Genomic DNA, 22,871 nt, shown 5'->3' on the forward strand with positions numbered 1-22,871 from the left:
AGGGGATTTTTTGCTTCGTGCGAGGTGACAAAAACATGAGGGAAGAAACCATCATCATCGTCGGCGGCGGACCATGTGGACTGGCGGCGGCGATCGCTTTACAGGATGCCGGGTTTTCGCCGCTTGTGATCGAAAAAGGAAACATCGTCCATGCGATTTATCGCTTCCCGACGCATCAAACGTTTTTCAGCACGAGCGATCGGCTCGAAATCGGCGGTGTGCCGTTTATTACAGAAAATCGGAAGCCGACGAGGAGCCAGGCGCTCGCCTATTACCGCGAAGTCGTCGTCCGTAAACAAGTGCGCGTCAATACGTTTGAAGAAGTGAAAACGATCAAGCGGCAACAAGACGGGGCGTTTTTGGTTGAAACGTCAAAAGACACGTATCGTGCCCAATACGTCGTGGTTGCCACCGGGTATTACGACCATCCCAACGATATGAACGTGCCGGGGGAAGAGCTGCCGAAAGTGATGCATTATTTTAAAGAAGCGCACCCGTACTTCAACACCGACTGCGTTGTCATCGGCGGGAAAAATTCGAGCGTCGACGCGGCGATGGAGCTTGTCAAAGCCGGGGCGCGCGTCACGGTGCTATACCGCGGCGGCGGGTATTCAAAAAGCATCAAACCATGGATTTTGCCGGAGTTTGATGCATTGGTGCGCAAAGGCGTCATCCGCATGGAATTTCACGCCCATGTGAAAGAAATTACGGAAGATGCCGTCGTTTACGAAGTAAACGGGGAAACGAAAACGATCAAAAACGATTTTGTGTTCGCGATGACCGGCTATCATCCTGACCATCGCTTTTTAACGAGCATCGGCGTTCACGTTGATCCGGAAAGCGGCCGGCCGCATTATGACCCGGACACGATGGAGACGAATGTGCCAGGGGTGTTTATCGCCGGGGTGATCGCCGCTGGCAATGATGCCAATGAAATTTTTATCGAAAACGGCCGTTTTCACGGAGATCATATCGCTGCCTGCATCGCCGAACGCGAGCGGGAAGCATCGGCCCGGAAGCCGTTGTAACCCCCGTCTAGGCGCGGCAAAATCAGATGGGCATCATGTTTGAAATCGAAAAGCGAAGGTGACGGATGTGACGAAACGGAAGGTAGTGCTGCTGACGACCGGCGGCACGATCGCCAGCAAACGGAATGAACGGTCCGGCCGCTTGAACGCCGGGGCGTTAAGCGGCGAAGAGCTCGCTGCGATGTGCCATTTGCCGGAAGAGATCGAAGTCAAAGTTGAGAGCGTGTTCCAGCTGCCGAGCATGCATTTGACGTTCGCGCATTGGATGGAGTTAAAAAAGCGGATTGAGGCGCATTTTGCCGACCCGTCTGTTGATGGCATCGTCGTCACCCATGGGACCGATGCGCTTGAGGAGACGGCGTACTTTCTTGATTTGACGGTGAATGACCCGCGCGCAATCGTCGTCACCGGCTCGCAGCGGGCGCCGGCCGATTTAGGAAGCGATGTGTATATCAACATCCGCCATGCCATTTACGCTGCGTGCGCGGAGCCGTTGCGCGGAGCGGGGACGGTCGTCGTGTTCAACGAGCGCATTTTTGCCGCGAAATACGTGAAAAAAGAGCACGCCTCGAACATTCAAGGGTTTAATGCGTTTGGCTTCGGCTATTTAGGCATTATTGACAACGATGAAGTGCATGTGTACCAAAAGCCGATCCGGCGTGAATATTACGAACTCGTGCGCCCGCTTCCGCCCGTCGACATTGTGAAATGTTATTTGGAAGCGGACGGAAAGTTTATTAAAGCGGCCCGTGAAAGCGGCGTTGCCGGCATTGTGCTCGAAGGAGTCGGCCGCGGACAAGTGGCGCCGAACATGGTCAGTGAAATCGTCAAGGCCATCGAAGCCGGCATAAAAGTCGTCGTGACGACGAGCGCCGAGGAAGGAGCGGTGTACACGACGTACGATTATTTAGGGAGCGCCTATGATTTGCATAAAAAAGGCGTGATTCTCGGCAGCGACTACGATGCGAAAAAAGCGCGCATCAAACTCGCCGTCGCCCTTGCTTCCGGCGCGGCCCTCGACGGCTTGTTTGCCTATTAGGCGAGGAGCTGTCCGGCAATTTCTCTTTTTCGCTTCCTAGTTTCGTGGTACGATAGAGGTAAAACGACAGAGAAACGGGGATCGGTATGTTTTCGCTCATTTCTGCCGGCGTCGCCCCCGGGGTGGCGCTGCTCAGCTATTTTTACTTAAAGGACGAGTATGAGGCTGAACCGCTGTCCTTTGTGTTGCGCATGTTTTTTTTCGGCGTCCTCCTCGTTTTTCCGATCATGTTCATTCAATACGTGTTAGCGGAGGAAAACATCATTTCATCGCCGGCGGCTGAAGCGTTCCTATCTGCGGCGCTGCTTGAAGAGTTTGTCAAATGGTTTATCATCTATTTTTTTGTGTACGACCACGATGAATTTGATGAGCCGTACGACGGCATTGTGTACAGCGCCAGCGTCTCGCTGGGCTTTGCGACGCTCGAAAACATTTTATACTTGCTGGCCAACGGGGTGGAGACAGCCGTCGCCCGGGCGCTGTTGCCGGTGTCAAGCCATGCGCTGTTTGCCGTCATTATGGGGTTTTATTTCGGCAAGGCGAAATTTGCCGGCCGAAAGCGCCGCTATTATTTATGGGCGTCGTTTTTGCTGCCGTTTTTTCTCCACGGCATCTATGACTGGATTTTGCTGGCCAACAAGCAATGGGGCTATTACATGGGGCCGTTTATGCTCGCTTTATGGTGGGTGGCGCTGCGCAAAGTGAAGCAAGCAAAAGGGTACGCCCGCTGTCAAGTGACGCCGTCAGCGAAAGCGGTCGTTCGAAAAGTAGAACTTCCTTAAAAAGGTGCGATTGTGGCTGCTGCAAGGCGTTGAAACGCGAAAAGGGGCATCCGAAAGCCGAACACGCGGCTTTCCGGACGGCCCTTTTTTCTTTTTTCTGCATAAAGAGGGAAAACAGGAGGAAAATAAGGATAAAAACGGCGATGGTCGACGGGAGGTTTGCATATGGTAAGGAAACTCATCATGTTCACCTTAATCGGCGCGTGGATATGCCTGCATCCAGCAAGCCATGCTGCCGCCTTTTCCCCGCAAGTGATCCAGCGGGGGGCGGTTGGGGATGATGTCATTGAACTGCAGGCGCGGCTGCAATATCTCGGTTTTTACAACGGCAAAATTGACGGCGTATTCGGTTGGCGCACGTATTGGGCGCTGCGCAATTTCCAATACGAATACGGCCTGCCAGTCGATGGGCTGGCCGGGGCAGAAACGAAGCAAAAGTTAGTGAACGCCTCGAAATACTACGAGGAGTTTGTCAAAAGACAAATCCGCCAAGGGAATGATTTCACCCATTACGGCGGCATTCCGCTCAGCCAGCAAGTGAAAAAGCGCGGCGGAGGAGGAGGGGGAACGGCGAAAACGACGGCGTCGAACGTGCCAAAAGGGTTTTCGCAAAACGATATTCAGCTGATGGCGAACGCAGTGTATGGTGAAGCGCGCGGCGAACCGTACATCGGACAGGTGGCCGTGGCCGCCGTCATTTTAAACCGGCTCGAACATCCGTCGTTCCCGGATACGGTCGCTGGAGTTATTTTTCAACCGGGTGCGTTCACCGCGGTCGCTGACGGACAAATTTGGCTGACGCCAAACGAAACAGCGCGAAAGGCGGTGCTTGATGCCATCAACGGCTGGGATCCGAGCGGCGGGGCCATTTACTATTTCAACCCGGCGACGGCGACGAGCGCTTGGATTTGGAGCCGGCCGCAAATTAAGCGGATCGGGCAGCATATTTTCTGCAAATAAAAGGAGGGAGACGGAATGGTGCGAAACATATTGCTCGCGGCGCTCGCGCTCGCTGTCATCGGCACCGGCTATTGGGGCTACCGCGAGCACTTGGAAAAAAACGCGATTTTAATCCAAGCGGAAAACAACTACCAGCGCGCGTTCCACGATTTGGCCTACCAAATCGACTTGCTTCATGACAAGCTCGGCGCCACGCTGGCGATGAACTCGCATGCGTCATTGTCGCCGGCGCTGGCTGAAGTGTGGAAAATTGCGTCCGAAGCCCACTCGGACGTCGGACAGCTGCCGCTGTCGCTCTTGCCGTTTAACAAGACGCAAGAGTTTTTATCGCAAATCGGCGAGTTCAGCTATCGAACGGCGGTGCGCGATTTAGAAGAGGAACCGTTGACAAAGGAAGAGTACAAGACGCTGCAGGCGCTGTACAAAAATGCCGGAGCGATTCGCCAAGAGCTGCGCAATGTGCAACATTTAGTGCTTGAAAACAACTTGCGCTGGATGGATGTTGAGCTGGCGCTGGCAACGAACGACCAAAAAGGCGACAACATTATTATTGACGGCTTTAAAGCGGTCGAAAAAAATATCGATACGTTCTCGAGTTCGTCGGAGTTCGGCCCGTCGTTCATCGGCCTTGCCAATGAAGAAAAAGGGTTTGTCCGCGCGCAAGGCCAATCGATTACCAAGGCGGAAGCGAAACGAATTGCCCGCGATTTCCTCGGTCTAAAGGGGACGGAGGAGATCAAGGTGACGGAAAGCGGCAAAGGAGCGGACGACCGCTTTTACAGTTTGACGATTCACGATCCGAAAACAAAGGGCGACATTTATATGGACATTACGAAAAAGGGCGGCTACCCGATTTGGGCGCTCAACAGCCGGCCTGTCGGCAAGCCGAAGATCAGCTTGCATGAAGCGGCCAGCCGCGGGATGGCATTTTTAAAACGGCATCAATTTACCGGGTTTGAGCTGTACGACAGCACGCAATACGATAATGTCGCCGTGCTTACGTTTGTCAAAAGTGAAAACGGCGTTCGCATTTACCCAGAAGCCATCCAAATGAAAGTGGCGCTCGATAACGGCCGTGTCGTCGGTTTTACGGCGCGCGATTATTTGTCATCGTCAGTCCCGCGCCCGCTGCCAAAACCGAAACTCACCGTCGAAGCAGCGAAGAAAAAGGTCAATCCGCAGTTGAAAGTAATGGAGCAGCGTCAGGCCATCATTATGAACGACTTGCAAAAACCGGTGCTTTGTTACGAGTTTTTAGGAACGCTTGGCGACGAGACGTACCAGCTGTTTATTAACGCGTCGACCGGCCTCGAGGAAAAAGTGGAAAGGCTCGAAAGTGTCGAGCCGAACTACGGGTGAGAGGAAAGGAGGGAAAGCCAAGGATAGGGCTTTTCCTCCTTTTTCATTCCCACCGGTCTGGAGCGTGGGTTGTATGGTATAATAGCCGTGTGAAACGATACGGGCCAGCGGCAAGCATAGATGATTCGCCAGCTGGCCGAAAAGGGGAAAAGCAAGATGATGATGAAGATCGGGGATCGGGTTCGCCTCGAGCCGCTCGACGGTTCGACGCGGCAATACCGAAGCAAAACGCTCGCCATCGTTGACGGGGCGATCCATATTAGTTATCCTGTCGACGAACAGAGCGGAAAAACCGTGTATTTGTTAAACGGCATGCAATTTAAGGCGAGCTTTGTCGGCCAGGACGGGGGATTATACATGTTTGATACGGAAGTGAAAGGGAAAGTGCGCGACCCGTTGCCGATGGTCGTCTTGGCTTATCCGGGCGACGAAGATGTCATACGCATCCAGCGCCGCCGATATGTGCGGGTGAAGGCAAACGTCGATGCGGCTGTCCATCCGCTTGACGGTGGATTCGCTCCGTTTGTGACGATGACGGTCGATATGAGCGCCGGCGGAGCTGCGCTTCTCATCCCGCCGGCATGCGCTTCGCTTCTTCACCCCGGCATGGCGGTTGAGCTTTGGCTTGTGCTAACCATGCGCTCCGGTGAATATTACTATATGAAAACGAAAGCGACGATCGTCCGCATGACTACTGATGAGCGCGGCATTGCGAAAATGTCGGTTGAATTCACCGACCTCCTTCCCCAAGACCGCGCCCGGCTCATCCGCTACAGTTTCGAGCGGCAGCTTGACGAAAAGAAAAGGGAAAACGAAGAGAATAAATGAGCGGGGCGTGTGGAATACTGCTAGAAAAAACGGAAGGCAGGATGTTTGTGCCATGAAGCGGATCGAGCAGCTGTTATGGAAGCTCGTTGTGATCCAAGCGATTTGTTTGCTGATCGCTCAATGGCTCGTGTTGTATACGCCGGTGGCGTTTTATATCGGCAAAGTGTACGAGTATGAAGGGGTAGCCAAGCCGGAAAAAACAGAAACGATTGAGACGGCCGTCGACCGTTGACGGCAAATATGGTACAATGAACATGAGAACATGCAGGGTTTTCCTGCATTTTTCTTTGTGCAGCCATTACATGATTCGATGAAGCAGGAGGAGTTATGGAACGACGAATTAACATCGCGATCGATGGACCTGCGGCAGCAGGGAAAAGCACGGTCGCCAAACTCATTGCCAACCGCCTTTCGTATGTATACATCGATACCGGTGCGATGTACCGCGCGTTAACGCACCGGGCGCTTCAATGCGGCGTCGACATCCATGATGAACAGGCGCTGTTGTCATTGCTCCGTGATACATCGATTGAACTGAAGCCGTCGCCGCACGGGCAATTGGTGTTTGTCAACGGCGAGGACGTCACCGATATCATTCGCGGAGAGGCGGTGACAAATGCGGTATCGTTCGTCGCGAAACACCCGCTTGTGCGCGCGGAGATGGTCGCCCGCCAGCGCGCCCTGGCCGAAGGGGGAGGCGTTGTAATGGACGGGCGCGATATCGGGACGAACGTGCTTCCGAATGCCGAGGTGAAAATTTTCTTAAAAGCCTCGGTCGAGGAGCGGGCGCGGCGTCGGCACGAAGAAAATATCGCCCGCGGCTTTCCATCTGACCTCGAAAAGCTGAAAGAAGAGATCGCCCGCCGCGACCGGATCGATTCAGAGCGGGAAACGGCGCCGCTTCGCAAGGCGCCGGACGCGGTGGAAATTGACACGACGTCGCTGACGGTCGAGGAAGTGGCGGCGCGCATTATGGAAATTGTCAACGAAAGGATTGGATGAGGGTGGATTTTTATTCGGTGGCTAAAGGAGCGGTAAAAAGCATATTGACTCCTTTGTACCGCATTCAAGTCACAGGGCTTGAGCAATTTCCAAAAGAAGGCGCGGTGCTTCTTTGCGCCAACCATATCAGCAACTTAGATCCGCCGGTCGTCGGCATTACGGCGCCGCGGCCGGTCCGGTTTATGGCGAAAGAAGAATTGTTTCGCACCCCGGTGGTGAAAACGCTCGTCAAAAACTTGCGCGCGTTTCCAGTGAAGCGCGGCATGAACGACCGCCAAGCGCTGCGCACAGGGCTTGAGGTGCTGAAACAAGGCGAAGTGCTCGGCATTTTTCCCGAAGGGACGCGCAGCAAGGACGGCCGGCTGAAACGGGCGCTGCCCGGCGTCGGTTTTTTCGCCTTGCGCACTGATGCGGCTGTCGTCCCGTGCGCCATTATCGGCCCATATCGGCCGTTTGTGCCGCTCAACGTCGTCTACGGGGCGCCGATTGATATGGCGCCGCTGCGTGAGCGGAAGGCCAGCCCGGAAGAAGCGGCCGATTGCATTATGGAGCATATTCGCCGCCTGCTTGAGCAGCATCAGTAAGCATTATAGTACATGTTGATTGAGAAAATATGGTATACTAATTAGAAAAGCGTCCTTATTTTTGCCGACAGCCGGCCGCGGCCTCGGCGCGAGGCGCGCTTTTGCAGGATCGTCAGTCGATGAAGGAGGGGTTTTTACGATGACAGAAGAGATGAATGTGCAAGTGAATGTGTATGAGGTGGGCGACATCGTCCGCGGCAAAGTGGTGAAGCTCGAAGACAAGCAAGTGCTTGTTGAGGTGGAAAACAGCAAGCAAAGCGGCATCATTCCGATCAGCGAGCTGTCCAACTTGCATATCGAGAAGCCGAGCGATGCGGTCGCCGTCGGCGATGAAGTGACGGCCAAAGTGAAAAAAGTGGAAGAAGGCAAAGACGGGGAAGAAGGGCTGCTCATTTTATCAAAAAAAGCCGTCGACGCCGAGCAGGCATGGGAGGAGCTTGAGCGCAAGTTCGCAAGCGGCGAAACGTTTGAAACGGTCATTAAAGACATCGTCAAAGGCGGGCTTGTCGCCGATGTCGGCGTGCGTGGCTTTATCCCGGCCTCGCTTGTCGAACCGCATTATGTCGAGGATTTTTCCGACTACAAAGGAAAAACGCTCGCTGTCAAAGTCGTTGAACTCGACCGCGAGAAAAACCGCGTCATCTTATCGCACCGGGCGGTCGTTGAGGAAGAGCAAGAGCGCCAGCAAAAAGAACTGCTTTCCCGTCTTGAGCCGGGGCAAGTGCTGGATGGCGTCGTCCGCCGCATTGCCGATTTCGGCGTCTTTGTCGATGTCGGCGGGTTTGACGGACTCGTACATATTTCCCAGCTTTCTCATACGCGTGTCGCCCATCCGTCCGAGGCGGTGAAAGAAGGCGATGCGGTAAAAGTGAAAGTGTTGGCTGTCGACCCGGAACAAGGCCGCCTGTCGCTGTCAATTAAAGAAGCGTTGCCGGGTCCGTGGGAAGGCATCAGCGAGAAGGTAAGACCGGGCGATGTCGTCAAGGGTACGGTGAAGCGGCTCGCTTCATTCGGCGCGTTTGTGGAAATCTTCCCGGGTGTCGAAGGGTTGGTTCATGTGTCGCAAATCGCCAACCGCCGCATCGGCTCACCGCATGAAGTGCTGAAAGAAGGCGATGAAGTGAAAGCGAAAGTGCTCGATGTGAACGAATCCGAGCATCGCATTTCCTTAAGCATCCGCGCACTGCTCGAGGAGGAAACGGCCGCTCCGGCGGAAGATTACAGCCAATATACGAAAACGGCGGAAACGCGCGGCTTCCAGCTCGGCGAAGTCATCGGCGAGCAGCTGAAAAAATTAAAATAATCCATCGTCAGTCAACCCCATTTTGGTGGCACTTGCCATCAAAATGGGGTTTTTTGTTTTGCCCGTCCAACACTAGCAAAGATCAATGACTTTCTAGCAACATGGCCGAGCCGCCCTGTCTCCAAACAAAATGAAAGTAAGAGAGGCTAATCTAGTTTGAAGCGGCCATTATCATTTTGTCCCATTGCTTCTTCTATTGATTGCGAAATGGCAAAAACGGGCGGTTTTTTCAAGACAAAATGGGAAATAACGAAGGTGTCCCTGCCGTTTTGGGACACCTTTGTTGGTGAACTACCCGCCACCTACGCTTCGCTTGGAGGTGGAGGCTTCAAGCGACTTGTGCGTGTTCGCCGAACGGTAAGCCACACACAAGAACCCTTTACGCTTTCCTTCGCTCCGAAGGCGTCCGTTCTAACCATAGATGACCACATCAGTTGGCGATCGCCAACCGACATTCATCTCCCATCTACTCATTGGGCTTTGCCCTGCACATTCCTTGAGGAGGGAGACTTCTGTCGGAAATTACGTTAAAATCCGTTCCGTTCGCGCGCTTCTTCCGGCGTATCGAGCCGGCTTGCCCCTTTATAGGAGAACGACTGGTCACGGTCTGACTGAACTTGCCGCGACTGTTTCAGCTTTTTCTCCTGCCGGTCTTTTCCCACCAAACCCCGCTCCTTTCTATGTGAGTATCATTTGTTACTATGGCTGGGCGCGGTTTTTTCTATGCATGTTTCGACAATGGAAAACGCCGATTCATCGCCTGCTTTCGTCCTGAAATAAGGGAGGATCGTGATTTAAGGAGAAATACTGCTCTCCAACAGTGTTTCTCAAACGGAAAAACCTTGCAACGTCATCCTTTCGTTCGTTGTGATTTCTCACCAGTCAAGCGAATCTGTTGTTTTTCACCAGCCTGGAAGGCGTTCCCGATTAGAAGAGGATAAAACATGGCATAATGAACATAATAAGGAGTGGAAAAGATGGAAGGGATGTATTTTTATTTCTTTTTTTGGTCGTTATGGCTTGTGGCAACGTTTTTTATGAAAAAGACCGCCGCCCGAACGAAGCTGGCGGTGTTCGCGCTTGTCATGATCAGTTCGGCCTCGCTGACAGCGGAAGTTGGCCGCATTCATATGGCGTTGTCCTTTTTTGTGCTTTTTTTCTTTTCTTGTTATACGGCGGTCGAGCAGAAGCCATGCCGCCCGCTGCTGATGGCGTTATCGGCGTCCGGCTTGGCGTTTGCTTACGCCGCCTTCCGTTTGCTCGCCTTGTTCGATCCGGTTTGGATTTGGCTCGATGGCCGGTGGATGCTCGCCTGGTGGCTCGCTCTCGTCAGTTGTCTGTTCCACCGCCGCCTTGCCGCCCGCCTTCTTTGTTTGGCGCTCGGCAGCTGTCAAGGGGAAGCGGTGTACGCCGCGGCCATTCACCGGATGGCGCCCGACTATGTGCTCGGTTCGTTTTCGTTTTTAGACGCGACGGCAATCGGTGCGTCATGTTTGCTCGCTTGGGAAACGATTCGCTTCTTCGCGCTTCAACTTGAGGAAAAACGGCCTGTAGGAGGGACGAGGCAGCCGTGAACGAATATACGTTTCCAATTTTATACGGCGTCGCCGCCGGGGTGTTGACACGCCTTTATTTGTTGCGCACTGATTACCGGCAATACCCGACATACTTGCACGGCCGGACGATCCATATCGCGTTGGGGGTCATCGCCGCCGGCTTAGGCACGGTCGCCGTGCCGGCGATTATGGAAAAAGAATTTGCGGCCATTACGTTTTTGGCGTTGGCGGCTTCGCAGTTTCGCGATGTGCGCAACATGGAGCGCAACACGCTGAATGAGCTGGATCAGTATGAACTAGTGCCGCGCGGAAAAACGTATATTGAAGGCATTGCGATTGTCTTTGAAGGGCGGAACTATTTAGTCATTTTCGTTTCCTTTTTATCCACGCTCTTTTATTTAGTCTGGAACGTTTGGGCTGCGCTCGTGGCCAGCGCCATCGGCATGATGGTGGCGCGGCGGTTTATGAGCGGAAGCCGGCTGAAAGATATCGCCGATGTGAAATATGTCAAACCCCATTTTGAGGGGGCAGGGCTGTATGTCGACAACATCTACATTATGAACATCGGCTTGCCGGCGCGGAGGGAAGAAATTTTGCGCTACGGGATGGGCTTTATTTTGACGCCGAAAAACTTCAACGCCCGAACAACGATCGCCAACCTCGGGCAGCGGCAAGCGATTTTGCACGATGTATCGACAGCGCTCGGCATTTATCGGGACTCGGGAACGCCGGCGCTCGTGCCGCTTGCCAAGCGCGATTTAAACGATGGACGCGTCGGCATTTTTATTTTGCCGCAAGTTGAGGATGTCGAGAAGGCGAAGGCGGTCATTGAAAACGTCCCGGTGCTTGAGAGCGCCATTCGCATGCCGGCGAAACGGCGGTGGAAACGGAGAGGGGGCGGCGGTGATGACGCATGAAAAAATGATTTTGGCCATCATTACGACCAACGGCGAAAACGTTGCCGGCGGCGCCCCGATTTTTATTTGCCGCACAAGGGAGGAAATGGAGCGGATCGCTGCCAATTTAGAGGCCATTTTAGACGGCATCGCCCATGAACTGAGCGACGGGCTGCTTGTGATCGTCAAGCATTAAAGCGGTTGTTGGACGTTTCGCTTTTTGATAAAATAAAGCAGTTGTAGCATGTCCTGGTTCATCGCCAAAAGTTATCCTTGATGTGTAAAACGAGGCACGTTCATGCCCCTTCAATGGACAAAACGCGCAAAAGAACGAGGGAGTTTGCCCCCGTAGCTTTAACCGTAAAAGAAATAGACCGTCAAGTGCACTTTGCGGTGATGAACCGATGCCCTAGGAGAAGGGCGTTTTTTTCAAGAGCAAAGCGAGGCAAAAATGAGGATAAAGGGTGGTAGCATGGCAAATCCAGTCGTGGCCATTGTCGGTCGTCCGAATGTGGGGAAATCAACCATTTTCAACCGCATCGTCGGGGAGCGCATTTCCATCGTCGAAGATGTGCCCGGGGTGACGCGCGACCGCATTTACAGCAGCGCCGAATGGCTGAACCATTCATTTTACTTGATTGACACCGGGGGCATTGACATCGGCGATGAGCCGCTGCTTGTGCAAATTCGCCAGCAGGCGGAAATCGCCATCGATGAGGCGGATGTCATCATCTTTATGACGAACGGCCGCGACGGCGTGACGTCCGCTGATGAAGAAGTGGCGAAACTGCTGCGCCGGTCGAATAAGCCAGTCGTGCTCGCCGTCAACAAAATCGACAATCCGGAGATGCGCGAGCTGATTTACGATTTTTACACGCTTGGTTTCGGCGATCCGTACCCGATTTCCGGAGCGCACGGGACAGGACTTGGCGATTTGCTTGACGCTGTCGTCCGCCATTTTCCGAAAGACGGCGGGCAAGAATACGAGGAAGATGTCATTAAATTTTGCCTCATCGGCCGGCCGAACGTCGGCAAATCGTCGCTTGTCAACGCCATTTTAGGGGAAGAACGGGTGATTGTCAGCGATATCGCCGGCACGACGAGAGACGCTGTAGACACTTCGTTTGTCCGCGAAGGCCAGAAATATGTTATTATTGATACGGCAGGAATGCGCAAACGGGGAAAAATTTACGAAAGCACGGAAAAATACAGCGTGTTGCGCGCGCTAAGAGCCATTGAGCGCTCCGATGTCGTGCTTGTCGTTTTAAACGCGGAGGAAGGGATTATCGAACAGGATAAAAAAATCGCCGGGTATGCGCATGAGGCGGGGCGCGGCGTCATTCTCATCGTCAATAAATGGGATGCCATCGAAAAAGACGATAAAACGATGGTGGAATTTGAACGGAAGATTCGCGATCATTTCCCGTTTTTAGACTATGCGCCGATTTTATTTGTGTCAGCGAAGACGAAGCAGCGGCTTCATAAGCTGTTGCCGCTTGTGCAACTCGTCAGCGACAACCACGCGATGCGCGTTCAGACGAATGTGCTCAATGAAGTCATTATGGACGCGGTGGCGATGAACCCGACGCCGACGCATAACGGGCGGCGCCTGAAAATTTATTACATGACGCAAGTAGCCGTCAAACCACCGACGTTCGTCGCTTTTGTCAACGATCCGGAGCTCATGCATTTTTCGTACGAACGGTTTTTGGAAAACCGCATTCGCGACGCGTTCGGCTTCGAGGGTACGCCGATCAAAATCATCGCCCGCCCGCGGAAATAAGAGAAGCGGAGGCGCCGCAACGGGCAAAATGTTCTTTGCTTGCCGAGATTGGCGGTCCGAAAGCGAAGGGGATTGGCCTCGAGCGGGGGCGCGCCGGGCGTTTTTCAGGAAAGCGACAATCGGACAAAGGAAGTGGGAACGATGGAGAATGTCACCGTACTGGGGGCAGGAAGCTGGGGAACGGCATTGGCGCTCGTTTTAGCTGACAATGGACATCGTGTCCGGCTTTGGAGCCACCGGGCTGAACAAGTAAGAGAGATCAACGGGCGGCGGACGAACGAAAAATATTTGCCGGGCGTCCGCCTGCCGGAGGGGATTATCGGTTGCGACGACCTTTGCGCCGCGCTTGATGGCATTTCCATTGCCGTGCTGGCTGTGCCGACGAAGGCGATCCGGGACGTGCTGAAAAGGGCGCGCACATGTTTGGCTGCGCCGATCACGATCGTTGCCGTCAGCAAAGGAATCGAACCGGGGACGCATAAGCGCGTGTCGGAAATTGTCGCTGAAGAAATGGGTGAGTGGCTAGAAGATGTCGTCGTTCTTTCCGGGCCGAGCCATGCGGAAGAAGTGGTGCTCCGCCATCCGACGACAGTGGCGGTGTCATCGCCGAACATGGAAGCAGCACGGCGCATTCAAGATCTATTTATGAACCATCACTATTTCCGCGTGTATACGAACCCGGATTTAGTCGGTGTCGAAGTCGGCGGGGCGCTGAAAAACATTATCGCGTTGGCCGCTGGCATCAGCGATGGGCTCGGCTATGGAGATAACGCAAAGGCAGCTCTGATTACGCGGGGATTGGCTGAGATTGCCCGTCTCGGCCGTGCGCTCGGCGCTAATCCGTTGACGTTTTCCGGGCTGGCCGGGGTCGGCGACTTGATCGTCACGTGCACAAGCGTCCATTCCCGCAACTGGCGGGCCGGCCATATGCTTGGCCAAGGAAAAAAGCTCGATGATGTGCTAGAAAGCATGGGGATGGCTGTGGAAGGGGTGCGAACGACAAAAGCCGCCTATGAGCTGGCGAAAGAGCTTGGCGTGAAAATGCCGATTACCGAAGTGCTCTATGAAGTGCTGTTTGCCGGAAAGGATCCGAAAGAAGCGGTCGATTCGCTTATGGCGCGCGGAAAAAAGCAGGAAATGGACGATTTAATGAACATTTTTGCCGAACAGTAACGCCGAAAATAGGCGGATGGCGGTACAAGTTGTCTTCGTTTTGCATACAATATGACGAACCATCATCGGCTTGAGCTTCCGGAAGGGTATAAGGCGATGCTGAAGTAAAGAAAGCCCCGCTTTACTTCAGCTTTTTTTATGGCGGTGCTATAATAGTAGTTGTCGAAAAAGGAGGAACGACTATGTCAACGGCTTTAGCGAAAATGTGGATCGCCATCGCCTCAATGGTATTTATGTTTATTTCGGTCGGCTTCATTTATTTGAGCCGTTATAAGATCAAGATCAAATGGTTACGCTTTCTTTTGGCGTCCATCGCCTATATTCTGTTAGTTTTAGCCGGCATCATCATCGTTTTCGTCGTGTTCAGCGGACCGACGCCGCAATAGGCAAAGGATGGAGGAACCTATGAAACAGATCGCTCGCTTGCTTTTAGCCTGCTTGTTTCTCGTGCCGCTTTCCGGGTGTTTATATCCGCAAGAGCGGCTAAAACAAAACCAAATTCCTTACAAAGATCAAGTGGCGGCCGTCCAATCGGCGGTCGACGAGTACCGGAAGGCGACCGGCGGACTGTTGCCGATTAAGACCCGCGATATGAAAACGCCGGTTTACTTAAAGTACCCGATTGATTTTCAAAAACTCGTTCCGCGCTACATGCAGGAACCGCCAGGAAACGCCTATGAAAGCGGGGGCGTCTTTCAATATATGATTATTGATGCGGAAACGAACCCGACGGTCAAGCTCCTTGATTTGCGCTTAGCCGAGGGCGTCCGTGACCTGAAGCTGCGGCTGAGAATGTATACGGACGAGCACCGTTATCCGCCGTTTAAAGACGTCGTTGCGCCCGGTGTGTTTACACTCGATTACAAAAAACTCGGCTACAAAGAGCCGCCGTATGCGGTCAGCCCGTTTTCCGGCAACAACTTGCCGTTTGTCATCGATGGCAGCGGTGAAATTTACATTGACTACCGTTCCGATCTATACGCCGCCTTGAAAAAATATCCGCACCGCTACAAGCCAGGGGATGATATCCGTGCTCTTTTGACGGATCACTCGCTCTTTGTGCCGGCGTACTCCCTTCCGTATACGATCGATGCCAAAACGAATGAACCGATTTTTTTCACGAAATAAGTCATCATCCCTTCTCTAGGAAAATACATTCTAGAGAAGGGATTTTTTCATCGCTTTTTAGTCATAACCGAATGGGACAACATCATATGCATATAGTGTCGTATCATACTAGTTGATTCCGTTGCTTCTCATAACGACCGAAGGACTGGAGGGGAGTCATTTGGAAAAGGTCGATCTTTTTAAAGATATCGCCGAGCGGACTGGCGGTGACATTTATTTAGGGGTTGTCGGCGCTGTCCGCACCGGAAAGTCGACGTTTATTAAACGGTTTATGGAGCTCGTTGTCATTCCGAACATTAAAAACGAAGCTGACAAAGCGCGGGCTCAAGACGAACTGCCGCAAAGCGCCGCGGGCAAAACGATCATGACGACGGAACCGAAATTCGTGCCAAACCAAGCCGTGACGGTAAAAGTCGATGACGGTCTCGAAGTCAATATTCGCCTCGTTGATTGCGTCGGCTATGCCGTGCCTGGCGCGAAAGGGTATGAAGACGAAAACGGCCCGCGGATGATTCACACCCCTTGGTACGAAGAGCCGATTCCGTTTCAAGAGGCGGCGGAAATCGGGACAAGGAAAGTCATTCAAGAACATTCGACGATCGGAGTCGTCATTACGACGGACGGCTCGATCGGAGAGATTCCGCGCCATGACTACGTAGAAGCCGAGGAGCGGGTCATTGGCGAGCTGAAAGAAGTCGGCAAGCCGTTTATTATGATCGTCAACACCGTTCGGCCGCATCATCCGGAAACGGAAGCGCTCCGCCGCGAGCTTGCTGAAAAGTACGACATCCCGGTGCTCGCCATGAGTGTGGAAAGCATGCGTGAGACCGATGTGTATAACGTGCTCCGTGAGGCATTATATGAATTCCCGGTGCTCGAAGTGAACGTCAACTTGCCGAGTTGGGTGATGGTGCTGCGCGAGGACCATTGGCTGCGTGAAAGCTACCAAGAAGCGGTGCGCGACACGGTGAAAGACATTAAGCGGCTGCGTGATGTGGATCGGGTCGTACAGCAGTTTGCCGAGTACGATTTCATCGAAAAAGCGCGGCTCGCCGGCATCGAAATGGGGCAAGGGATCGCTGAAATTGATTTGTATGCGCCCGATGAGCTGTACGACCAAATTTTAAAAGAAATCGTCGGCGTTGAAATTCGCGGCAAAGACCATCTCCTTCAGCTCATGCAAGACTTTGCCCATGCAAAAGCCGAGTACGACCAAATCGCTGATGCGCTAAAAATGGTGAAACAAACAGGTTATGGCATCGCTGCGCCCGCTTTGTCCGACATGAGCCTCGACGAACCGGAAATCATCCGCCAAGGATCACGCTTTGGCGTTCGTTTAAAAGCGGTCGCTCCGTCCATTCATATGATTAAAGTCGACGTCGAATCGGAATTCGCGCCGATTATCGGTACGGAAAAACAGAGCGAAGAACTCGTCCGCTATTTAATGCAAGATTTTGAAGACGATCCGCTGTCGATTTGGAACTCCGATATTTTCGGCCGCTCGCTCAGCTCGATCGTCCGCGAAGGCATCCAAGCCAAACTCGCGCTCATGCCGGAAAACGCCCGCTACAAGCTGAAAGAAACGCTCGAACGCATCATCAACGAAGGCTCCGGCGGCCTCATCGCCATTATTTTATAGAAAAGCGGAGGCTCGCGGATCGCCGCGACGGACAATTGTTCTTCGCCTGCAGGGGTGCTTGCCCCTAAAGGCCGTGCGCTCAGCTCCCAATTCGGGGGCTTTTTTTTTGACTGTTGATCTTTCAAAAGAGAAAAAATCGCTGAAACCCTTGAGAAATAAGGATTGGCACTTGATTATGCGCACGGCGTTATGGTAATCTTTTATCTGAAATCGTTGTTTTGGTGAAATATGCCTAAAATTGGCCGTTTTGGCGAAAAAGATGTTGAATTATCGCGATAAATTGGTTAAGATTAGGCATGTCACCGCATCTTGGCGAAGCGAAGGCAGTTTGCCGCCCCTTCCTTCGTCTTGAAGGGGCGGGCGGCGCTTGAACTGTCAAGGGAGCGCCCCGCTCGGCGGCGCGGGCGCATTTCCTGTCAGTCTTGCTGAACGAAAGTACAATCAGCGGCTGCGCCGATGCAGCGCTTGCCCTTCGTGCGCCAGCCTTTTCGCCGCCAAGAGCCGTCAATATCTATGTATAGAAAAGCAGAAAAGTGTGCACAAATGGTAGTAAACAAGATGAGCTCCCTTGGGAGGAGGTGAATGGCATGAACAAGACGGAATTGATCAACGCAGTAGCCGAAACAAGCGGTCTTTCCAAGAAAGATGCAACAAAAGCCGTTGACGCGGTATTTGACTCGATTACAGAAGCGCTGCGAAAAGGCGATAAAGTGCAATTAATCGGCTTTGGGAACTTTGAAGTGCGCGAGCGCGCTGCCCGGAAAGGACGCAACCCGCAAACGGGCGAAGAAATGGAAATTCCGGCAAGCAAAGTTCCTGCATTCAAACCGGGCAAAGCATTAAAAGATGCTGTGAAATAAGCCTACATAGCCGAAGCAGGAGCTTAGGAGGGAAGGGCAGGTAATCCACCGCCCTTCTTTTTTGTTTTTTTTCGCTCCCTATGCTAGAATCGGATTACATGCAGCTTTTATGACGCAGGAGGATGTTGTTTGTATGCCAGAGATCAATGTTGAGCAAATTGAATATGCGGTCCGCCTCATCCTGGAAGCGATCGGTGAAGATCCGAACCGCGAAGGGCTCATCGATACACCAAAGCGGGTGGCAAAAATGTACGCCGAGGTGTTCGCCGGGCTAAAGGAGGACCCGAAGCAGCATTTTCAAACGGTATTTAGCGAGGAGCACGAGGAGCTCGTGCTTGTCAAAGATATTCCGTTTTATTCGATGTGCGAACACCATTTAGTGCCGTTTTTCGGCGTCGCCCACGTCGCCTATATTCCGCGGGAAGGGAAAGTGACCGGGTTAAGCAAGCTCGCCCGAGCTGTCGAAGCGGTGGCGCGCCGTCCGCAATTGCAAGAGCGCATCACGGCGACGGTCGCTGATTCGATCGTCGAGGCGCTCGAACCGCACGGGGTTATGGTCGTTGTTGAGGCGGAGCATATGTGCATGACGATGCGTGGCGTAAAAAAACCGGGGGCGAAAACGGTCACAACAGCGGTGCGCGGCGTGTTTGAAACGGACGCCAACGCCCGGTCCGAAGTGTTTTCGTTAATTAAAGCGTAAGGAGGGCAAACGATGAACACGAACAGCGATTTTGTCGTCATTAAGGCGCTCGAAGACGGAGTGAACGTCATCGGGCTGACGCGCGGCGCGGACACAAGATTCCATCATTCCGAAAAGCTCGATAAAGGCGAAGTGCTAATCGCCCAGTTCACGGAACATACATCGGCGATTAAGGTGAGAGGCAAGGCGTATATTCAAACGCGCCATGGCTCCATCGAGTCGGAAGGGAAAAAGTAACCCGGCAAATTTCTAGCAAACTAGAGCGTTTTCGACAAAATTATGTTATAATGAGTCCGTCATTGCGGTGCGGATATTTTTCGGGGACAAGGGTGATTCGTGTGAATGACATCATGGTGAAATTGGCGTCATTGAAGGAACAAATCGAACAGCTGATTGACCATCCGTATTTGCGCGAGCATGTGCCGACGCCGGTTGTTGACGAGGACCGGCTGCTGTTGGCGCTGTCGATGGTTGCTGACGCTCCGGCGGCGCCAAATGAGACGGATCGGTACATCATCGCCATGATGCTCGTGCAGATCGCCCTTGATACCCATGATGAGGTGACGGATGGCGGCGATGACTTGCGGACGCGGCAGCTTGTCGTCCTCGCCGGCGACTTATACAGCGGACTGTATTACGATGTGCTGGCGCGTTCGGGCGATATCGCGCTCATCCGTTTGTTCGCCGAAGCGATCCGCGACATTAACGAACAAAAAGTGCGTCTTTATGAAAAAAAGGCGGAGCGGATCGATGCGCTGTTTGCGGCGATGGGCACGATCGAATCGGCGCTGCTTGCCAAGCTTGCCGACCGCATGGCGGTGCCGCAATGGGGGCAGTTTGCCTACCATTACTTGCTGCTGCGGCGCCTGCTCTCCGAGCGGGAAGCATTCGCCCGCACCGGGACGTCGATGCTCTTTGAGCAAATGGCGCATATCGCGTTCCCGCGGGCGAAGGGGCTGACGAACGAACAGCGGCGGTATTTGCTTCGCCTTTGCGATCGCTATATCGACCATTGCAAAGAAGCGCTGTTCGCGGCGGAATTGCCGCCGGCCGGCCTGCTGATGCTCCGCGTGACCGAGCTCTCCGGCGGATTTTCAGCCATCGCCAAAAAGACGGTGGAAGAAGGGTAGAATGATGCATCAGTCGAAAGAAGAACGAGTCCATCGTGTATTTGAAAAAATTTCTGCTCATTATGACCGGATGAACTCTGTCATCAGCTTCCGCCGCCATTTAAAATGGCGCGAAGACGTGATGCGACGGATGAATGTGCAAAAAGGAAAAAAAGCGCTTGACGTTTGCTGCGGGACGGCCGATTGGGCGATCGCTTTAGCCGAGGCGGTCGGGCCGGAAGGGGAAGTGTACGGCCTTGATTTTAGCGAAAACATGTTAAAAGTCGGCGAACAAAAGGTGAAAGCGCGCGGCTTGTGCAACGTGAAGCTCATCCATGGCAACGCCATGCAGCTTCCGTTTCCGGACAATTCGTTCGATTACGTGACCATTGGCTTCGGTTTGCGCAACGTCCCCGATTATATGACGGTGCTGAAAGAAATGCACCGCGTCACCAAGCCGGGCGGCATGACCGTCTGTTTGGAAACGTCGCAGCCGACGATGTTTGGTTTCCGTCAGCTTTACTATGTTTATTTCCGGTTTATGATGCCGCTGTTCGGCAAGCTGTTGGCGAAAAGCTATGAGGAGTATTCATGGCTGCAAGAGTCAGCGCGCGAGTTCCCGGGGCGGGATGAGCTGGCGGAAATGTTTCGCGCCGCTGGCTTTGTCGATGTCGAGGTCAAACCGTACACGTTCGGCGTGGCGGCGATGCATTTAGGCTATAAACGATGAGTTAAGGTGAACATCATGAAGTTAAAGGCGATGTATTCGTTTTTAGGCGATGATTTGGCGGCGGTCGAACAGGAGCTCGAGCGGACGGTCCGGTCGGAATATGGGCCGCTTGGGGAAGCGGCGCTGCATTTGTTGCAAGCGGGCGGAAAGCGGATCCGTCCCGTTTTTGTCTTGCTCGCCGCCCGTTTCGGCCATTATGATCTCGAGCGGATCAAGCATGTTGCTGTGGCGCTCGAACTCATTCATATGGCATCGCTCGTCCACGACGATGTGATCGACGATGCCGACTTGCGCCGCGGCCGGCCAACGATCAAAGCGAAATGGAGCAACCGGTTTGCCATGTATACGGGCGATTATTTGTTTGCCCGTTCGCTCGAACGGATGGCGAAACTTGACGACCCGCGCGCCCATCAAGTGCTTGCGAAAACGATTGTCGAAGTGTGCCGCGGAGAAATTGAGCAAATCAAAGACAAATACCGGTTTGACCAGCCGCTCCGCACATATTTGCGGCGCATCCGCCGGAAAACGGCGCTGTTGATCGCTGCCAGCTGTCAGCTTGGCGCTCTCGCCGCCGGCGCTCCGGAATCGGTGGCCAAACGGCTGTATTGGTTTGGCCATTATGTCGGCATGTCGTTTCAAATTACGGATGACATCCTCGATTTTACGGGCACGGAAGAGCAGCTTGGCAAGCCGGCGGGAAGCGACTTGCAGCAGGGAAACATCACCCTCCCGGTGCTGTACGCGCTTCGTGACGAACGAATGAAAGCGGCGATCGCCGCGGTCGGTCCAGAAACAAACGCCGATGAGATGGCGGCCGTCATTTCCGCCATTAAACGAACGGATGCCATCGGCCAGTCATACGCATTAAGCGACCGCTATCTCGAAAAAGCGCTCCGTCTGCTCGGCGAATTGCCCGCCAATCAGGCGCGCGCTTTGCTGCATGACCTCGCCCTCTACATCGGGAAAAGGGATTATTAACGCTTTCAAGGACATTGTTGCCAATGGCGCGAAACAATGATACTATGATGGAGGGGAACCCGTTTCCTAGTACATACGACAGTAGGGGTGGAGAGTCAATGACAGAACGGACATTTTTAATGGTAAAGCCAGACGGGGTTCAGCGCAATTTGATCGGCGAAATTGTCTCCCGCTTTGAAAAAAAAGGGTTCCAGCTTGTCGGCGCGAAGCTGATGCAAGTATCGCGCGAGCTGGCTGAACAGCACTACGCCGAACATAAAGAGCGTCCGTTTTTCGGCGAGCTTGTTGATTTCATTACGTCCGGACCGGTGTTTGCGATGGTGTGGGAAGGTGAAAACGTGATCGCCGCCGCCCGGCAAATGATGGGGAAAACGAATCCGCAAGACGCCGCACCGGGCACGATTCGCGGCGATTTCGGCTTGACGGTCGGCAAAAACGTCATTCACGGTTCCGATTCGCCGCAAAGCGCGGAACGCGAAATCAACTTGTTCTTCAAAGAAGAAGAGCTCGTTGCTTATACGAAACTGATGAACGAATGGCTATATTAATGTTCAGGCAAAGACCGGCCACAACGTGGTCGGTCTTTGCCGTTTTATGAAGGTGAGACAAGGAGAGGGATCGGGGCAATGGATGATTACGCGCAATTTATCGCGAAAGTGAAACGAAAAACCGGCATTGATCTTTCGCTGTACAAAGAGGCGCAAATGAAGCGGCGGCTGGCATCTTTGTACATGAAAAAAGGGCTGAACAGCTTTGCCGAGCTGTTTGCGGCAATGGAAAAAAACCCGGCGTTATGGAATGAGTGTTTAGACCGGATGACGATCAACGTGTCTGAGTTTTACCGGAACGCGAAGCGGTGGGACGTGCTTGAGCGCACCATTTTGCCGCGGCTGTTGGCGGAAAATCCGCGTCCAAAAGTATGGAGCGCCGCCTGCTCTACGGGCGAGGAGCCGTATACGCTCGCGCTGGTGCTTCTAAAACATATGCCGCTTCACCGCGTGTCGGTGCTGGCGACCGACATTGACGAAAACGCGCTCGCCCGCGCGCGTCTCGGGCTGTACAGCGAACGGTCGCTCGCCGAGCTGCCGGAGGAAATGAAAAAAAAGTTTTTTACGAAAGACGGCGAGTATTATAAAATAGACGAAAAGGTGAAACAGGCGGTCACGTTTCAAAAACATAATTTGCTCGCCGACCCGTTTCCAGGGCCGTTTGATTTGATCGTCTGCCGCAATGTGCTCATTTACTTCACCGAAGAGGCGAAACAGATTTTGTACCGGAAATTCCATGATGCGCTTCGGCCGGGCGGTGTGCTGTTTGTCGGCAGCACCGAGCAAATTTTCAATCCCGGCTTATACGGATTTGAAATGGAGGAAACGTTTTTTTACCGAAAAAGATAGCCGGTGCCGGCTTCTTTTTTTCCGGAAACTATTTTCA

Annotated in this window: 27 protein-coding genes; 26 read left to right on the forward strand and 1 reads right to left on the reverse strand. The window is 53.3% G+C overall.

The genetic code is table 11. From position 1 onward, the window contains the following. Window positions 1-35: 35 nt before the first annotated feature. The 10 genes from B9L21_RS04700 (at window position 36) to rpsA (ending at window position 8,885) form a co-directional block, all read left to right on the forward strand. Window positions 36-1,028, forward strand: a complete 993-nt coding sequence (locus B9L21_RS04700; protein ID WP_063165444.1) for a YpdA family putative bacillithiol disulfide reductase — start codon at window positions 36-38, stop codon at window positions 1,026-1,028. A gap of 67 nt (window positions 1,029-1,095) precedes the next feature. After that, window positions 1,096-2,067 carry an asparaginase gene (locus B9L21_RS04705; RefSeq protein ID WP_063165445.1) on the forward strand — a complete coding sequence of 324 codons (972 nt, stop codon included), beginning with the start codon at window positions 1,096-1,098 and terminating at the stop codon, window positions 2,065-2,067. Between the two features lie 86 nt (window positions 2,068-2,153). Then, window positions 2,154-2,849 carry a glutamic-type intramembrane protease PrsW gene (gene prsW, locus B9L21_RS04710; protein ID WP_063165446.1) on the forward strand — a complete coding sequence of 232 codons (696 nt, stop codon included), beginning with the start codon at window positions 2,154-2,156 and terminating at the stop codon, window positions 2,847-2,849. 165 nt (window positions 2,850-3,014) lie between these two features. Next, window positions 3,015-3,809 (forward strand): spore cortex-lytic enzyme, encoded by a 795-nt coding sequence (sleB, locus tag B9L21_RS04715; protein ID WP_063165447.1) that lies wholly within the window; start codon window positions 3,015-3,017, stop codon window positions 3,807-3,809. A 15-nt stretch (window positions 3,810-3,824) separates the two neighbouring features. Then, window positions 3,825-5,168, forward strand: coding sequence for a germination protein YpeB (gene ypeB, locus B9L21_RS04720; protein ID WP_063165448.1), 1,344 nt, complete (start codon window positions 3,825-3,827; stop codon window positions 5,166-5,168). Between the two features lie 159 nt (window positions 5,169-5,327). Continuing rightward, entirely contained in the window at window positions 5,328-5,996 is a 669-nt protein-coding gene (locus B9L21_RS04725; protein ID WP_063857293.1) for a flagellar brake protein, read from the forward strand. Window positions 5,997-6,048: 52 nt separating this feature from the next. After that, window positions 6,049-6,228 (forward strand): YpfB family protein, encoded by a 180-nt coding sequence (locus tag B9L21_RS04730; protein WP_063165449.1) that lies wholly within the window; start codon window positions 6,049-6,051, stop codon window positions 6,226-6,228. 95 nt (window positions 6,229-6,323) lie between these two features. Then, window positions 6,324-6,998, forward strand: a complete 675-nt coding sequence (gene cmk / locus B9L21_RS04735; protein WP_063165450.1) for a (d)CMP kinase — start codon at window positions 6,324-6,326, stop codon at window positions 6,996-6,998. Further along, window positions 6,995-7,582, forward strand: coding sequence for a lysophospholipid acyltransferase family protein (locus B9L21_RS04740; RefSeq protein WP_063165451.1), 588 nt, complete (start codon window positions 6,995-6,997; stop codon window positions 7,580-7,582). Before cmk ends, B9L21_RS04740 begins: the two co-directional genes overlap by 4 nt. 139 nt (window positions 7,583-7,721) lie before the next feature. Further along, window positions 7,722-8,885: a 30S ribosomal protein S1 gene (gene rpsA, locus B9L21_RS04745; RefSeq protein ID WP_063165452.1), complete on the forward strand. Its 1,164-nt coding sequence runs from the start codon at window positions 7,722-7,724 to the stop codon at window positions 8,883-8,885. Between the two features lie 527 nt (window positions 8,886-9,412). On the opposite strand, the gene B9L21_RS04750 is transcribed toward rpsA, so the two are convergent. After that, entirely contained in the window at window positions 9,413-9,547 is a 135-nt protein-coding gene (locus tag B9L21_RS04750; RefSeq protein WP_082816529.1) for a YpzI family protein, read from the reverse strand. 315 nt (window positions 9,548-9,862) lie between these two features. Between B9L21_RS04750 and B9L21_RS04755 the strand changes: the two genes are divergently transcribed. The 16 genes from B9L21_RS04755 to B9L21_RS04835 all read left to right on the forward strand — a co-directional run bounded on the left by B9L21_RS04755 (window position 9,863) and on the right by B9L21_RS04835 (window position 22,834). Further along, window positions 9,863-10,459, forward strand: coding sequence for a hypothetical protein (locus tag B9L21_RS04755; protein ID WP_063165453.1), 597 nt, complete (start codon window positions 9,863-9,865; stop codon window positions 10,457-10,459). Beyond that, entirely contained in the window at window positions 10,456-11,358 is a 903-nt protein-coding gene (locus tag B9L21_RS04760) for a YIEGIA family protein (RefSeq protein WP_063165454.1), read from the forward strand. Before B9L21_RS04755 ends, B9L21_RS04760 begins: the two co-directional genes overlap by 4 nt. After that, a complete protein-coding gene (locus tag B9L21_RS04765; protein ID WP_063165455.1) occupies window positions 11,348-11,533 on the forward strand; it encodes a capping complex subunit for YIEGIA in 186 nt (61 codons plus the stop codon). Before B9L21_RS04760 ends, B9L21_RS04765 begins: the two co-directional genes overlap by 11 nt. A gap of 276 nt (window positions 11,534-11,809) precedes the next feature. Beyond that, window positions 11,810-13,120 carry a ribosome biogenesis GTPase Der gene (der, locus tag B9L21_RS04770; protein WP_063165456.1) on the forward strand — a complete coding sequence of 437 codons (1,311 nt, stop codon included), beginning with the start codon at window positions 11,810-11,812 and terminating at the stop codon, window positions 13,118-13,120. Window positions 13,121-13,261: 141 nt separating this feature from the next. Then, window positions 13,262-14,293, forward strand: a complete 1,032-nt coding sequence (locus B9L21_RS04775) for an NAD(P)H-dependent glycerol-3-phosphate dehydrogenase (protein ID WP_063167312.1) — start codon at window positions 13,262-13,264, stop codon at window positions 14,291-14,293. A 182-nt stretch (window positions 14,294-14,475) separates the two neighbouring features. After that, entirely contained in the window at window positions 14,476-14,679 is a 204-nt protein-coding gene (locus tag B9L21_RS04780; RefSeq protein WP_063165457.1) for a DUF2768 domain-containing protein, read from the forward strand. Between the two features lie 19 nt (window positions 14,680-14,698). Then, window positions 14,699-15,421 (forward strand): hypothetical protein, encoded by a 723-nt coding sequence (locus tag B9L21_RS04785; protein WP_063165458.1) that lies wholly within the window; start codon window positions 14,699-14,701, stop codon window positions 15,419-15,421. A 160-nt stretch (window positions 15,422-15,581) separates the two neighbouring features. Beyond that, a complete protein-coding gene (gene spoIVA, locus B9L21_RS04790; protein WP_063165459.1) occupies window positions 15,582-17,060 on the forward strand; it encodes a stage IV sporulation protein A in 1,479 nt (492 codons plus the stop codon). Window positions 17,061-17,647: 587 nt separating this feature from the next. Beyond that, on the forward strand, window positions 17,648-17,920 hold the full coding sequence (locus B9L21_RS04800) for an HU family DNA-binding protein (protein ID WP_008879623.1): 273 nt from the start codon (window positions 17,648-17,650) through the stop codon (window positions 17,918-17,920). A gap of 133 nt (window positions 17,921-18,053) precedes the next feature. Then, window positions 18,054-18,620 carry a GTP cyclohydrolase I FolE gene (gene folE, locus B9L21_RS04805; RefSeq protein WP_063165460.1) on the forward strand — a complete coding sequence of 189 codons (567 nt, stop codon included), beginning with the start codon at window positions 18,054-18,056 and terminating at the stop codon, window positions 18,618-18,620. Between the two features lie 12 nt (window positions 18,621-18,632). After that, window positions 18,633-18,857, forward strand: a complete 225-nt coding sequence (gene mtrB / locus B9L21_RS04810) for a trp RNA-binding attenuation protein MtrB (protein WP_063165461.1) — start codon at window positions 18,633-18,635, stop codon at window positions 18,855-18,857. A 113-nt stretch (window positions 18,858-18,970) separates the two neighbouring features. Then, on the forward strand, window positions 18,971-19,750 hold the full coding sequence (locus tag B9L21_RS04815) for a heptaprenyl diphosphate synthase component 1 (RefSeq protein WP_063167314.1): 780 nt from the start codon (window positions 18,971-18,973) through the stop codon (window positions 19,748-19,750). A gap of 4 nt (window positions 19,751-19,754) precedes the next feature. Continuing rightward, window positions 19,755-20,459 carry a demethylmenaquinone methyltransferase gene (menG, locus tag B9L21_RS04820; protein WP_063167313.1) on the forward strand — a complete coding sequence of 235 codons (705 nt, stop codon included), beginning with the start codon at window positions 19,755-19,757 and terminating at the stop codon, window positions 20,457-20,459. 15 nt (window positions 20,460-20,474) lie between these two features. After that, window positions 20,475-21,437, forward strand: a complete 963-nt coding sequence (hepT, locus tag B9L21_RS04825) for a heptaprenyl diphosphate synthase component II (protein WP_063165462.1) — start codon at window positions 20,475-20,477, stop codon at window positions 21,435-21,437. Window positions 21,438-21,535: 98 nt separating this feature from the next. Further along, window positions 21,536-21,985: a nucleoside-diphosphate kinase gene (gene ndk / locus B9L21_RS04830; RefSeq protein WP_063165463.1), complete on the forward strand. Its 450-nt coding sequence runs from the start codon at window positions 21,536-21,538 to the stop codon at window positions 21,983-21,985. A gap of 78 nt (window positions 21,986-22,063) precedes the next feature. Beyond that, window positions 22,064-22,834, forward strand: a complete 771-nt coding sequence (locus B9L21_RS04835) for a CheR family methyltransferase (RefSeq protein WP_063165464.1) — start codon at window positions 22,064-22,066, stop codon at window positions 22,832-22,834. The last annotated feature ends 37 nt before the right edge of the window (window positions 22,835-22,871 follow it).

Source organism: Geobacillus uzenensis (assembly GCF_002217665.1).
GTDB lineage: Bacteria > Bacillota > Bacilli > Bacillales > Anoxybacillaceae > Geobacillus > Geobacillus subterraneus.